The organism is Plantactinospora sp. DSM 117369, from assembly GCF_053764795.1.
In genome coordinates this window covers 9,773,745-9,787,323 of record NZ_CM132446.1, presented here as the reverse complement: position 1 = coordinate 9,787,323, position 13,579 = coordinate 9,773,745, and the positions used below count along the sequence as shown (strand labels likewise).

General features: G+C 72.2%; 11 protein-coding genes. 1 reads left to right on the top strand and 10 read right to left on the bottom strand.

The genetic code is table 11. The features are described 5' to 3' along the window. Nucleotides 1-28 precede the first annotated feature (28 nt). The 5 genes from ACSMXO_RS42105 to ACSMXO_RS42085 form a co-directional block, all read right to left on the bottom strand. Nucleotides 29-1,867, bottom strand: a complete 1,839-nt coding sequence (locus tag ACSMXO_RS42105) for an NHL domain-containing thioredoxin family protein (protein WP_455416175.1) — start codon at nt 1,865-1,867, stop codon at nt 29-31. Nucleotides 1,868-2,001: 134 nt separating this feature from the next. Further along, nucleotides 2,002-2,355 (bottom strand): hypothetical protein, encoded by a 354-nt coding sequence (locus ACSMXO_RS42100; protein WP_455416174.1) that lies wholly within the window; start codon nt 2,353-2,355, stop codon nt 2,002-2,004. Nucleotides 2,356-2,633: 278 nt separating this feature from the next. Further along, on the bottom strand, nt 2,634-3,419 hold the full coding sequence (locus ACSMXO_RS42095; protein ID WP_346258091.1) for a class I SAM-dependent methyltransferase: 786 nt from the start codon (nt 3,417-3,419) through the stop codon (nt 2,634-2,636). Between the two features lie 18 nt (nt 3,420-3,437). Next, nucleotides 3,438-4,229 (bottom strand): ABC transporter permease, encoded by a 792-nt coding sequence (locus ACSMXO_RS42090; protein ID WP_346258090.1) that lies wholly within the window; start codon nt 4,227-4,229, stop codon nt 3,438-3,440. Nucleotides 4,230-4,240: 11 nt separating this feature from the next. Continuing rightward, complete coding sequence (locus ACSMXO_RS42085) at nt 4,241-5,272, bottom strand: ABC transporter substrate-binding protein (RefSeq protein ID WP_455416173.1); 1,032 nt, start codon at nt 5,270-5,272, stop codon at nt 4,241-4,243. 353 nt (nt 5,273-5,625) lie between these two features. Between ACSMXO_RS42085 and ACSMXO_RS42080 the strand changes: the two genes are divergently transcribed. Continuing rightward, nucleotides 5,626-5,820, top strand: coding sequence for a winged helix-turn-helix domain-containing protein (locus tag ACSMXO_RS42080; protein WP_239312855.1), 195 nt, complete (start codon nt 5,626-5,628; stop codon nt 5,818-5,820). Nucleotides 5,821-5,915: 95 nt separating this feature from the next. On the opposite strand, the gene ACSMXO_RS42075 is transcribed toward ACSMXO_RS42080, so the two are convergent. The 5 genes from ACSMXO_RS42075 to pdhA all read right to left on the bottom strand — a co-directional run bounded on the left by ACSMXO_RS42075 (nt 5,916) and on the right by pdhA (nt 13,222). Further along, on the bottom strand, nt 5,916-8,831 hold the full coding sequence (locus ACSMXO_RS42075; RefSeq protein ID WP_455416172.1) for a hypothetical protein: 2,916 nt from the start codon (nt 8,829-8,831) through the stop codon (nt 5,916-5,918). Nucleotides 8,832-9,192: 361 nt separating this feature from the next. Further along, nucleotides 9,193-9,330 carry a hypothetical protein gene (locus tag ACSMXO_RS42070; RefSeq protein ID WP_203867450.1) on the bottom strand — a complete coding sequence of 46 codons (138 nt, stop codon included), beginning with the start codon at nt 9,328-9,330 and terminating at the stop codon, nt 9,193-9,195. A 237-nt stretch (nt 9,331-9,567) separates the two neighbouring features. Continuing rightward, nucleotides 9,568-11,043, bottom strand: a complete 1,476-nt coding sequence (locus ACSMXO_RS42065) for a dihydrolipoamide acetyltransferase family protein (protein ID WP_455416171.1) — start codon at nt 11,041-11,043, stop codon at nt 9,568-9,570. A gap of 5 nt (nt 11,044-11,048) precedes the next feature. Beyond that, complete coding sequence (locus ACSMXO_RS42060) at nt 11,049-12,038, bottom strand: alpha-ketoacid dehydrogenase subunit beta (protein ID WP_455416170.1); 990 nt, start codon at nt 12,036-12,038, stop codon at nt 11,049-11,051. Further along, a complete protein-coding gene (gene pdhA / locus ACSMXO_RS42055) occupies nt 12,038-13,222 on the bottom strand; it encodes a pyruvate dehydrogenase (acetyl-transferring) E1 component subunit alpha (protein WP_455416169.1) in 1,185 nt (394 codons plus the stop codon). Before pdhA ends, ACSMXO_RS42060 begins: the two co-directional genes overlap by 1 nt. Between the last annotated feature and the right edge of the window lie 357 nt (nt 13,223-13,579).

The following is a 13,579-nucleotide window of genomic DNA, read 5'->3' as shown; positions in this document are numbered from 1 at the left end:
TGGTTCCGGTCACGTACCCGGTCGAGGGTCAGCTGTCCAGGCCGCGCAGGATGAGCGGCAGCCGGCGTACCCCGTCCGGGGTGACGCGGACCGGCACGCCCCAGTCCTGGCGGCTCAGGTGGCAGGCGGCGTGCTCGGCCTCGGCGTCGCAGGTGGCGGCCTGCGCGACCACCTGGAGCACCCCGGAGCCGACCTGGTCGTTCAGCACCAGCCGGCGGGACAGCTCGGTGCCCACCCCGGCACCGTCGAGCAGCAGTTCCGGCGGGGAGGCGGAGACCTCCAGCCGGGTGGAGGGGCCGAACGAGGAGTCCAGCTTCTGCCCGGGCGGCGGCTCGAAGATGACGTCCAGGCTCAGTTCACCTGCGGCGAGATCGGTCGGCGGGCGCTCCGTACGGTGTCGACTCCCGGCGATCGTGCTGGCCCCGGCCGCGGAGAGCGCGCCCGGCGCCAGCCGGCTCAGCCGGTGCCCGGCGGACTCGACCACCAGCACCTCGCCGTCCGGGGTCAGCACCACGTCACTCGGCTCGGCCAACCCGGAGGCGACCGTCGAGACGGCCCCGGTCTCCGGGTCGAACCGCCGGACCGCGCCGTTGTAGGTGTCGGCCACCAGCACCGAACCGTCCGGCAGCGCGCCGACCCCGAGCGGATGCTGGAACAGCGCCTGCTCGGCCGGGCCGTCGACGTGGCCGAAGTCGAAGAGCCCCTGCCCGACGGCGGTGCTCAGCACCCCGTCCGAGACGAACCGCAGCGCGCTGGTCTCACTGTCGGCGACCCACAGCCGGTGACCGTCGGCGGAGGTCGAGAGTCCGGACGGCTGGGCCATCCAGACGTCCGGCAGCGGCCCGTCCCGGAGTGCCTCCACGGTGGTGCCGGCGTAGACACCGACGGTCCGCTTGATCGGGTCGAACCACCAGAGCTGGTGGATGCCGGCCATCGCCACGATGACCCGGTCGTCGTACCAGGCCAGGTCCCACGGGGAGGAGAGGTCGGCGGCGAGCGCGTCGTGCGCGTGGTCGTCCACCGTGGAGCGCCACTGCCGGCCGGTACCGGCCACGGTGATCACCTCGCCGGTCGCCAGCCGTACGCCCCGGAGCAGGTGGTTGACGGTGTCCGCGACCACGATGTCGTAGCCGGCGACCTCGGCGGCGTGTTCGGGCAACCGGCACAGGCCCTGCGGCTCGGCGAACCGGGCCGCCTCGGCCGGGCCGTCCGACCGGCCCCGCTCGCCGGAGCCGATCCGGCGCAGCACCGTCTCGCCGTCCGGGGCCAGCTCGACCACGGAGTGCCGGGCCGAGTCCGAGACCAGCAGGTTTCCGCCGTCCAGCACGATCGCCTTGCCGGGGAATCGCAGCGCGGTCTCCGGCTCGGCCGGTGGCACGTACGGGCCGTCGCCCCGGTGCAGCGTGCCCTTCGCCTCGTGCGTGGCGATCAACTCGTCGAGCAGCCGGGAGAGCCCCTCGGCGTGCCCCTCGCCGGCCATCGAGGCGACCACGTAGCCCTCCGGGTCGATCACGTTCAGCGTCGGCCACGCCTTCGCGGCGTACTGCTGCCAGACGGCCATCTCCGCGTCGTCGAGTACGGGGTGGGCGACGCCGTACCGCTCGACGGCGGCGGCCAGGGCGTCCGGGTCGCGCTCGTGCTCGAACTTCGGCGAGTGCACCCCGATCACCACCAGGGCGTCGCCGTACTTCTCCTCCAGCGGGCGCAGCTCGTCCAGCACGTGCAGGCAGTTGATGCAACAGAAGGTCCAGAAGTCCAGAATGACTATCTTGCCGCGAAGGTCCGATAGTGTCAGATCTGCTCCGCCGGTGTTGAGCCACCGGCGGCCCCTCAGTTCGGGTGCACGGACGCGGGGCGAAGTAGCCATACGGCCACCCTGCCATGTCGTCGCCGAGAACGGTCCCGGGCCCCGCGCATTGTGGTGCGCCGAACCGGCCGCGCCCCGGCCCCCACCCAGCGGGGCAGGGCCGCAGCGCCCGACCAGCGGGACCGGGCCGGCGGCTACGGCAACGAGTTGACCCGTGGCCGTGCCCTGGTGGCCGGGGCGGCGGTGCCGGTACGGCGGAGCATGTCGGTCAGCGCCTCCGCCAGGGCACCGCCCTGCTCGACGGTGATGTGGAAGACCTGCCGGTCCTCGAAGTCGGTCCGGGCGAACCGGATGAAGGGTCGGGGCTGGGGGTCGTCGATGTACTGCACGAGCTGAGCCCTGACCTCGACCGCCTGCCGGTCATCCTGCGGATTGCAGTCGTACCACCGGCTGGCGTGGGTCGGGGGTGAGGCATCGGGGTGGACGCCGCGAAAGCTCGCGGTGCATTCGCCCGGGTCGCACCAGCCCGGATGCGGATCGGTGGCCATCGGCGGCTCCTTGCGAAACTGTCAGGGTGGGACGCGGAAGTGCGTGGCTGTCGTGGTGAGGTCCCCAGCGCGACGGACACCACGACGTCACGTCGTGCCGGTCCGCTGCCGTAGCGGGCGTTACGCTGCGTGACTCGATGGCGTCGGTCGGCAGCGCCGGATAGACCCTATCCAATGTGTGCTGCCACCACTCGGTCAGGTGTCGGGCAGGTTGCCGGTATTCGATGCGATTGTCTGCTCGCCGATCCGGCCTACGATTCCGGTCACCCGAGCCGTGTTCAACGCGGGCGCCGCCCGATGGTGGAGAGCGCGAGATTGCTCTTGACCCTCAGTTCGGGGACGAGGAGCAGTTGCCGGAAGGCGTCGAGGTCCGTCGGCGACATACCGGCGTCGATCAGCTTCTGGCGGATGGCACCAGCGGTCCCCCACGGGAGCAGGCATCCGTGGCTGCCGCCGGCCCAGGTCCCGGTGTGCCCGACGGTGTCGCACTCCGTCAGGCCGAGGTCGAGCATCGCGCCGTGTACCCGGCGGCTCCACTTCGAGCGGTTTCCGGCGTCCTGCAACGCGGTCTGGAACGCGTCGTGATAGGCGCCGAACAGCCGGTCGGCCTCGTCGGGGTCCGGCGCGGCCAGCACACTCGTACGCCAGGTCGGCTCGAATTCCTCGACGGCCAGGATGCCGTGCGGGTTGAGGGCGTCGACGAGTTTCCTGAGGACGTCGAGCCGCTGCGGCAGGTGTCCGAGTAGGAGCCGGACGTGGATGAGGTCGAACATCCCGGGCAGGGGCTCGGTCACGACATTGTGCTCGCGCACATCGACCCGGGGATCCCGCTGACAGGGGCGCAGGTCGACATCGGTGGCGATCACCTCGCCGCGCGGTGCCAGCCCAGCGATCGTAGTGGCTATGCTGCTCGCGCCCACCGCGACCACCAGACAGCGGGCGTCCTCGGCAATTCCCGCATCGCGAAGCCGGCGTTCGCTGAACGGGTCGTACATGCCCGCCAGCGCCCGGAGCATCACGTCGTTGTCAGTCTCGGCGTCCTGGAATATGTATGTGCTTGTCACGGTGTCTCCTCGTCGCTGTCAGGCGGTGGTGTGCCGGATCCAGGGGGCGAGCGCCCGCAGGGTGGCGGTGAGGGCGTAGAAGAGGTTGATGCTCATCGCGGCGAGCACGACGATCGCCGCCCAGGCCAGGGCCGCGTTGGTGCCGGCGTTCTGGATGACGACGCCGAGCCCCTCGGTCGCGCCGAACAACTCGGCGACGGTCGCGCCGATGAGCGCGAGCGGTAGGGCGATCCGGAGACCACCGAAGATGTGCGGCAGCGCGGCGGGCACCCGGAATTTCAGAAAGGTGGTCCACCGCGAGGCGTTGAGGGACTTGGCCAGCTCCACGAACTCTGCGGAGGTGGCGGTGAGCCCGGTACTCGTGGCCAGGGCGATGGGGAAGAAACACATCAGCCAGACCAGCACCACCTTCGGTCCCGCTCCGAACCCGCCGATGGTGATGAGCAGCGGCGCGAAGACCGGTTTCGGTGTGCTGCTGAGGGTCAACAGCATCGGGTACAGGGCCCGTTCGAGCCGGCGTGATGCCGCGAGGACGGTTCCGAGCAGCACGGCGGAGGCGATCGCGAGAGCGAATCCCGCCATCGCCTCGCCGAGGGTGACGGCTGCGTTCCGCAGCAGATAGCCCGGCTCGTCCCAGATCGCCGCGGCCACCGCCGGTGGCCCCGGCACGATGTACGGCGCGACGTCCAGGGCGACAACCGCCGCCCACCAGGCGGCGACGAACCCGGCAACGCCCACCAGCGGTGTTCCGACGGCGGACAGCACGGTCCGCCAGCGGGGGAGGCGCGCGGAGCCTGCGCGGCTTGGCATGCCGATCCGGCCTACCCGACCAGGTCGGACGCGATGATGTCGCTCGGGGTGAGGCCCACCGGAATCGTGCCGGCAGCCTGGAGGATCGCGATGTTCTTGGCCATCCGTGTCTCGCTGAACTGGCCGAGCGGGCCGTCCGAGATGCCCTCGACGTACGCCCGCAGGGCCTTGACCTCGGCGACCGCCGCCGCGGGCGGCTGTCCCTGAGTCTCCTTCTCCGACGCGTAGATCTGGCCCGCCTCTTCGGGATGGTTGATCGCGTACTCCAGTCCCCGAAGCAGCGCCCGGTTGAAGCGGCGGACCAGATCCGGCTTCTTCTGTGCGGTCTCCGTGGTGACGCCGATGGCGGAACCGTGCAGGTCGCCGATGTAGTCCGTGAAGGGCAGGGTCACGAGATCCTGCTTCGCCACTGTCCGGACCGACTCCACCGCCGGGACGAACTGGCTGATCGCGTCGACCTTCTTCTGGGCCAGCATCGCCGCGTGCTGGGTCGCGATCGGGTTGCTCACCCACTTGACCTTGGAAGGGTCGAAGCCGGCCAGTCGGGCATAGGTGCTGAAGAGGAGGTAGTTGATCCCGCCGGGAAGGTAGGAGAGCGTTCTACCGGCGAGGTCGCGCGGCGTGGCGATACCGCTCGACTTGAGCGCGACGAAGCAGGCCAGGTTCCGCTGATGCAGCACGGAGGTCAGCCTGAAGTTCTTGATGCCGCCGCTACGCGTGAATTCGATCATCGCGCCGTTCACGTCCACCGTCGCGAAGGTGGCCTGGCCGCCGGCCAGGGTCTGTAGGTTGCTCGTGGTGCCCTTGCCCGGCAGCACCTGCACCTCCAGTCCGACCTCGGTGAACCAGCCCTTGGCCCGGGACACGAAGATCGGTGCCTCGCGGCCCTGGAAGCCCGCCCCGCTCAGGATCGAAACCTTCTCCACCGGCAGTTCACTACCGCCGCTGCCGTCGCCGTCGCCGTCGTTGCAGGCCGCTATCGCCGCGGTGGCGGTAACCGCCGCACCGGCCAGCAGGCGGCGGCGGGTCAGTACGAGCGTCATCTGATCTCCTCACACTTGTAAAGCTTGGTAAGCCAAGTCGGTGGTCGGGATCCTCCGGCCAAGGGGACGCCCCGCCGTGGCTGGGCGCGGATGGCATGCGATGCGGGTCATGGTCGGGCCGTTGTGGTGGCACGACGGAGGAGCGGGTGCGGACGGACTCGGAGGAGCCGCCTGCCGTGGAGATCACCCGGACCTGCCCAGCCAACTTAGATTGCCAGGTAAGCCAAGTCAACGTCGATGTCTAGGCTTGCTTGTGTCGCCAGGTCAGTCGTGGTCCGATCTTGGTTGACTACACAAGGGGACCTCATATGCCTGCACCTGCCTCGCCGGCCGAGCCGGTGTACCGCCGCGTCATGCGAGACGTAGAGGCCAAGATCGCGAGTGGCGAGCTTCGGCCGGGCGACCAACTACCCTCGATCAGCCAGCTCCGGGAGCAGTACAAGTGCTCGGCGCCGACCATCAAGCAGGCGTTGGCACGGCTACAGGAGCGGGGTGTGCTCCAGGGGCATCAAGGCAGGGGCGTGTACGTGACCCCCGCTCCCGACTGACCCCGGCGACCGGGGGCGCCGGAACGGCACAGCGACGACCAGCGCCCCGCCTGGAAGCCAGGCGGGGCGCTGAACCGGGTCAGCCGTTCGGGCTGCTATCCGCCGGCGGGAGCCGCCGCCGGTTGCAGGCAGAGCACTTCCTTGCGGTCCGGTACGACGATCGTCTGCGGGGTGTCCGCCGGGCACTCGTTCTTGTCGGTCACCTTCGAGGCGACCTTGAAGACGCCCTGCTCGGCACAGTCCGCGATCACCGGCGTGCCGCCGGAATCCTTGACACAGGCGCCGACCGCCGGGTTGAACGGGGGTGCCGCGTCCTCGCCGCCGATCTTGCCGAGCAACCAGAGCGTGCCCAGCGGGATCGCCAGCAGCAGTATCGCCGCGACCAGCACCAGGAACAGCACCTTGCCGTTGCGTACCTGCGGCGTCGGCGGCTCGGTCTTGGTCTCCGACTCTGCCGCCTCCGGCTTGAACGAGTCGAATCGGCCCTGCTCGCCGTCGTTCGAGCCGCCCCAGCCCGGGCCGGCGGACGCGGGTGACCCGTACGGAGGCGCACCGCCAGGCGGTGCCCCGTACGTCCCCGGTCCCGCCCCGGGCGCTCCGTACGGCGTCGGTGCCGTACCCGCGGCACCGGGCCGGCCGAACCCGGGACCGTCCCCGTCCGGCGGCGGACCGAAGCCCGGTTGCCCGGGCGGTGGCCCGAAGCCCGGTTGCCCGGGGGGTGGCCCGAAGTCGGGCGGCCCGCCGAACCGGTCGGTGCCGGGCGGGGCGGACGCGCCGAACTGGCCGGGGCCGGCCGGGCCAGGTCCACCGAAGCGGTCCCCGTCGAAGGGGGCAGGGCCACCACCGGCGGGACCGGGGCCGAACTGGCCGCTACCGGCCGGTCCGGGGCCGCCGAACCGGTCCGGCTCGCCCTGTCCGGGCCCGCCGCCGAACCGATCCCCGTCGAACGGGGCGGATCCGCCGAACCGGTCCTGCCCAGCCTGGCCGGGTCCGCCGAACCGGTCCTGTCCAGCCCGGTCAGGGCCACCGAATCGGTCCTGTCCAGCCTGGCCAGGGCCGCCGAATCGGTCCGGCTCGCCCTGGCCGGGACCGCCGAAGCGGTCTCCGTCGAACGGGGCCGGCGCATTCGGACCAGGTCCGTCCACCCCGACCCCGCCCTGGCCGGGCATGCCGCCGGGGCCGATCAGATCGGCGAAGGGCGACCCGCTCGACGGGTGGTTCGGGGCGTCGGGTTGTGGTGTCCGGGCGCCAGGAACCGCTACCCGAGTCGCCGGTGGGTCGTCGGAGAAGCCGTCGCCGCGCTCGCCCGGCCCTGGTTGGGCCGGTGGCGCACCGTAGACCGTCGGGCCGGCCCGACGCGCGTCGGCGCCACCCGGCCGGTCGCCGTCCCAGCCACCACCGGGTACCCCACCCGGCCGGTCGCCGTCCCAGCCGGCAGGACCGGCCGGCGACCCTGGCTGGCCGGCGTCCCAGCCGCCCGGTCCGCCGGCCGGCGCCGGCTGCTGGTCAGGCTCGTCCGCGGCGGCCGGGCGGCCGTACACCCGAGGCTTGGGCGCCGGTACCGAGGCCGCAGCGGCGAGGTCGGCGGGGGGCAGTACCCGGCTCGCCGCCGGTACGGACGCACTCCCGGCCACGGCGCGGCCGGTGGGCCGGTCGGGTGAACCCGCCGACTCCGGCTGCCCCGGTACGCCGGGTACGGAGACCCGGCCGGCCGCCGCCGAATCGGTCGGAACCCGCGGCTGCGGTACGACCGGTGCGGCACCGGGCGCGGGCGACTGCGGTGCCGCCTCGGGCACCCCGGGCGCCCAGCCACCCTGTTCCCGGGCCGGCGAGCCGTACTCGCCCGGCGTCTGGCGACCGGCGGACGGGGGGAAGTCGGCCGGCGGTGCCGCCGCCAGGCTGGCACCGGGGATCCGGGTCTCCTGCGGCGGCAGCGGTACGGCGTTCCCGGGCGAGATCCCCGGCGCCGGACGTGGCTGGTACGCCGGCCCGTCCGGCTCGCGCCGGTCGACGTCGGGCTCGCGCCGGTCGAACGCCGGCTCACGCCGCTCGAAGTCGGGCTCACGCCGCTCGAACTCGGGTTCCTGGCGGTCGAACTCGGGTCGGGACGGCTCGAACGGGCCGGGCCTGTCGTCGCCAGGTCCCGTCGACCAGGTCGGCGCCTGGGGTGCCCAGGCGGAGGATTGCGCCGCACCGCCGTGCGCCGCGTCCGGCTCGGCCGGGTGGGGACGGTCGGCGGGGTGCTGTGGATAGTCGCTCGGCGCTGCGCCGGAGTCCGGGCGGGACCCGGAATCCGCGCGGGACGATGCGGCACCCCATACCTCGGATGCCGGCCACGGCTCACCCTCGGGAATGGCCGGGCGGTTGACCGGCGGATAGCTCGGCGGCTCGGCCGGCTGGGCGGGGCTGCCCGGTGCCGCCGACGGGTACGCCGGGGCACCGTACTGCTGGCCGGGGTAGCTCGGGGCACCGCCGGCCGACGGGTCCGGGTAGCCGGGCGCTCCGGCGGGCGAGCCGGGCTGGTCGGGATAACCCTGCGGGCCGGGCGCGGGCGGATATCCGGGCGGGCCACCCGACGGCTCGGCGGGTTGGCCGGCGCCGGTCCAGCGCGGTGGACCGGACTGGTTCGGCGGGCTTCCCCACTCCGGCGGGAAGCCCGAGCCCTCCGAGGGCGTCGGCGGTGTGCCGGCGGACTCCGGGGGCGGGCCCCACGGGCCGTCCGGGCGGGGGCCGGGCCTACCCGGGTCGTCGCCCGGCGTCGCCCAGCCGGCCGGGCCGGGGTGGCCGGGGGCTCCGCCCGGTGATTCGTTCCAGGCCACCGGCGTACTGGCCCGCCCGGTGGGCGGCGGCGGAGCCCAGCCGAAATCGGCCGGTGGCGTACCAACGGAACCCTGGGGCGGGAACCGGTCGTCGTGGTGTGGTGCGGGGTTGCCGTACGGGGCTGGGCCTGCGGCGCCCGGCGCAGCCTCGTCCGGCCACCGGCCGGGTTGCTGCGGATCCTCGGACGTCATGCGCGCGCCTCCTCCATCACATGTAGGCCGCGCCGGTCTCACGCGCCGATCGCCAGCCAGGTTGCCGGCGACTCCGGCGTGACACCGGGCTGGGCAAGCTCCCCGCACGGTAGCCGGTCCAGGCCGGCACCGCCCGGGCAGCGCGGGTCGCCGGGCCCGGTCGTCCAGGGTGAGCCGAACTGACATCTGCTCGGCGCACGTCCTACCGGCCGGTCGGGGCGGCGACCGAGCCCCACCGTACCGGGCGGTGTCGTGGGGGCGGTACTCCGGTGGCGTGCGGGTGGGAAACACCGACGGCCCGTCCGGAGCGCTCCGGACGGGCCGTCGGTGTGGTGCGGAGGAGGTGAGGAGTCTGTCGAGGTCAGCCGTAGTAACGCTGCGCGGCGATCAGGATCTCGTCCCGGACGGCCGGCGAACTCGTCGCCCGCAGCGCCCGCTCGATCGCCCGCGCGCGACGCGCGCTGTCCCGGCGGTTACGAAGTCGATTGAGCATGCTCATGGTGTTGCGCCCCCTGGCTATTCGGTTGTGACCGCGTCTGATGTGTCCATTGAACCTCGCAAGCGCGGCGTCTGCCACCGATTAGTAGGTGAGCTGAGACACCAGCCGAAGAATCGAAGGTTTGATGGCCACCGAGGCGACGGTTCTTCGTAACCTTACGGGAACGGCCGGTGTGCCCGGGAGTAACCCGGGGCACACCGGCCGTTGCCGTGATCAGGTGTCGCCGTGTGGTGGAGGTCAGGTCCAGCCGAGCAGCGCCGCCTCCGGATCGGCCAGGAAGTCACCCACGTCGCGCAGGAACTTCGACCCCAACTCTCCGTCGATGATCCGGTGGTCGAAGGAGAGCCCGAGCGTGGTCACCTGGCGGACCTTGACCTTGCCCTTGTGCACCCAGGGCATCTCCCGGATCGCCCCGAACGCCAGGATCGCCGACTCGCCCGGGGGCAGGATCGGGGTACCGGTGTCGACACCGAAGACGCCGACGTTGGTGATGGTGAGCGTGCCGCCGGACATGTCCGCCGGAGCCGTCTTCCCCGCCTTGGCGGTCTGCACCAGTGCCGTCATCGCGTCGGCCAGCTCGCGCAGACTGAGCCGGCCGGCGTCCTTGATGTTCGGCACGATCAGGCCGCGCTCGGTCGCCGCCGCGATGCCCAGGTTGACGTACTCCTTGACGACGATCTCCTCGCCGGCCCAGGTCGAGTTGACCATCGGGTGCCGGCCGACCGCCAGCAGCACGGCCTTGGCGACCAGCAGCAGCGGGGAGACCCGGACGTCCTGCCACTCCCGGCGCTTGCGCAGCCGGTCGAGCGCCTTCATCGAGCGGGTCACGTCGACCGTCAGGAACTCGGTGACGTGCGGCGCGGTGAACGCCGACGCGGCCATGTTCTGCGCGGTGAGCTTGCGTACGCCCTTGACCGGGATCCGCTGCTCCCGGTCCGGCCCGAAGGCCGGCGCCGTCGCGGTCCCGGTCGCCAGCGCCGGCTCGGCCGCCGTCGCCGTGCCCGCCGCCGCCAGGTGTACGTCGTCCCGGGTGATCGAGCCGAGCGGCCCCGACCCGGTCAGGGTACGCAGGTCGACCCCGAGATCCTTGGCGAGTTTGCGCACCGGCGGCTTCGCCAGCACCAGTCCACCCGGTGTGGCGGCACTCCCGCCGGTCCGGGGTGCCGGGGCGGCAGCCGCCGGACGCACCGGCTCGGCTGCGGCCGGCCGTACCGGCTCGGGCGCCGGAGCCGTCACCGGAGCCGGCGCCGAAGCTGCCACCGGCACACCGTTCGAGGCGGGTACCCCGGCGCCCTTGCGAGGGCGGCGCTTCGCGGCACCGGTGCGCGGGCCGTACCCGACCAGCACCGCCGTCCGGCCACCCGGAGCGGGCCCGCCGATCAGGCCGGGTTCGACGGCGCCCTCGGCGGGCGCGATCTCGACGGCGGCCAGCGACGCCGCCGACGGCTCCGGCAGGTCACCGGCGCCCGGGTCGGTGTCCACGGCGAAGATCGGCGTGCCGACGTCGACCACCGTGCCCTCGTCGTGGAAGATCGCGGTGATCTTGCCGGCCCACTTGGCCGGGATCTCGACGGCCGCCTTCGCCGTCTCGACCTCGACGACCGGCTGGTTCAGCTCGACGGTGTCGCCGACCGCGACCAGCCACTTGAGGATCTCGCCCTCGGTCAGCCCCTCGCCGAGGTCCGGCAGGGGGAACTCCCTGACGCGCGACATCCCGCTCACCACCCGAAGGTGCGGTCGACGCCGTCGAGCACCCGGTCGAGGTTGGGCAGGTAGTCCTCCTCCAGCCGGGCGGCCGGATAGGGCGTGTCGAAGCCGGTCACCCGGAGTACCGGGGCCTCCAGGGAGTAGAAGCACTCCTCGGTGATCCGGGCCGCGATCTCGGCGCCCAGGCCGAGGTTGCCGGGGGCCTCGTGCACCACCACGCACCGCCCGGTGCGCTTCACCGACTCGTAGACCGGGCCGAGGTCCAGCGGGGAGAGGGTACGCAGGTCGATCACCTCAAGGTCCCGACCGTCCTCCTCGGCGGCGGAGGCCGCCTCCAGCGCGGTACGCACCATCGGCCCGTACGCCAGCAGCGTGGCGTCCCGGCCCGGCCGGACCACCCGGGCGGCGTGCAGCGGGTACGCGTCGCCGAGCGGGGCGTCCAGGTCCACCTGCCCCTTCTCGTGGTAGCGCCGCTTCGGCTCGAAGAAGACGATCGGGTCGTCGGAGGCGACCGCCTGCTGGATCATCGTGTACGCGTCCTGCGGCGACGAGCAGGCGACCACCTTCAGCCCGGCGGTGTGCGCGAAGTACGCCTCCGGGGACTCCGAGTGGTGCTCGACCGCGCCGATGCCGCCCCCGAACGGGATGCGGATGACCATCGGCACCCTGACCTTGCCCTGCGAGCGGTAGTGCATCTTCGCCACCTGCGACACGATCTGGTCGTACGCCGGGTAGACGAAACCGTCGAACTGGATTTCGCAGATCGGCCGGTACCCCCGGATGGAGAGCCCGACCGCGGTGCCGATGATGCCGGACTCGGCGAGCGGGGTGTCGATCACCCGGTTCTCGCCGAAGTCCTTCTGGAGCCCGTCGGTGATCCGGAAGACGCCGCCGAGCTTGCCGACGTCCTCGCCCATGATCACGACCTTGGGGTCGTGCTCCAGTGCGCGGCGCAGGCCGCGGTTGATCGCCTTGCCCAGGGTGAGGGTCTCGGTGGCCATCAGTGCACGCTCCCCTCGAACGAGTCCAGGTAACGGGCGGTGAACTCGCGCTGCGCGTCCACCTCGGGCGAGCCGTTCGGGAACACGTGCTCGAAGAGGGTCAGTGGCTCGGGGTCGGGCATCTCCAGCACCCGTTCCCGCAGCCGCAGCGCCTCCTGCTTGGCCTGCTCCTCCACCTCGGCCAGGAAGGCGTCGTCCGCGATGCCCTGCTTGGTGAGGAATGCCCGTACCCGTGCGATCGGGTCCTTGGCCTGCCATGCCTCGACCTCGCTGGCGATCCGGTAGCGCGTCGGGTCGTCCGTGGTGGTGTGCGCGCCCATCCGGTAGGTGTACGCCTCGATCAGGGTGGGGCCCTGACCGTGACGCGCGTTGTCCAGCGCCGCCCGGGTCACCGCGTACGTGGCCAGCACGTCGTTGCCGTCCACCCGTACGCCGGGGAAGCCGAAGCCGGCGGCCCGCTGGTAGAGCGGGATCCGGGTCTGCCGTTCGAGGGGCTCGGAGATGGCGTACTGGTTGTTCTGGCAGAAGAAGACGATCGGGGCGTTGAAGACGGCCGACCAGATGAAGGCCTCGTTCACGTCGCCCTGCGCGGAGGCGCCGTCGCCGAAGTAGGCGATCACCGCCTCGCCGTCGTCGGTGCCGGTCCGGCCGTCCATGTTCACGCCCATCGCGTAGCCGGTGGCGTGCAGCGTCTGCGCCCCGATGACGATCGTGTACATGTTGAACTTGAACTCGTTCGGGTCCCAGCCGCCCAGGTCGACGCCGCGGAACAGGCCCAGCGGCATGATCGGGTCGATGCCCCGGCAGTAGAGCACGCCGTGTTCCCGGTAGGTCGGGAAGGCCATGTCCTGCGGCCGCAGCGCCCGGCCCGAGCCGACCTGCGCCGCCTCCTGGCCGAGCAGGCTGGCCCAGATGCCCAGCTCGCCCTGCCGCTGCAACGCGGTCGCCTCGGCGTCCAGCCGGCGGACCAGCACCAGGTCCCGGTAGAGGCCGCGGTATTCCTCGTCGGTGAAGTCGACGCGGTACTCCGTGCCGTCGGACCAGGTGACCTTGTCGATCCGGTCGCCCTCAGGCGTGAGTAGTTGCACCAGGTCACCGGTGCCGGGGGATTTCCCGCCAGACCGTGCGGACCGGGGTGTGGCTCGCCTGCCGCGGGCCGTACCCGCGGGATCGCCCTTCGCCATCCCTATCTCCCTGTCGTTCGTGCGTCGGCACCGGGGGTGTCCCGACCGCGCAGCTGGTGCGCCCGTCCGGCTGCTGCCGGACCGGGGGTGGCTGCCGCGCCTGTCCCCGGTAGGGGTAGCCACGCGGCATGGACCAGATTCTGCCGAGCCTGGTCCATCGAGCGCCGGCACCACGTCCTGCCTGCCGCGGGGGTGCGCGAAGGTCGCGGCCGCGTTGCCGTCGGCTCCATATTCGCAGAGCAGGTCGGTACCGCTACAGCTCGGCCTCGGTCGGATCCGGGCCGCCGCCGGCTTCGCACCACATCAACCGATTTGATCGGGTACGAACACCGAGTCGACCGAAACTCGATTGCTGAC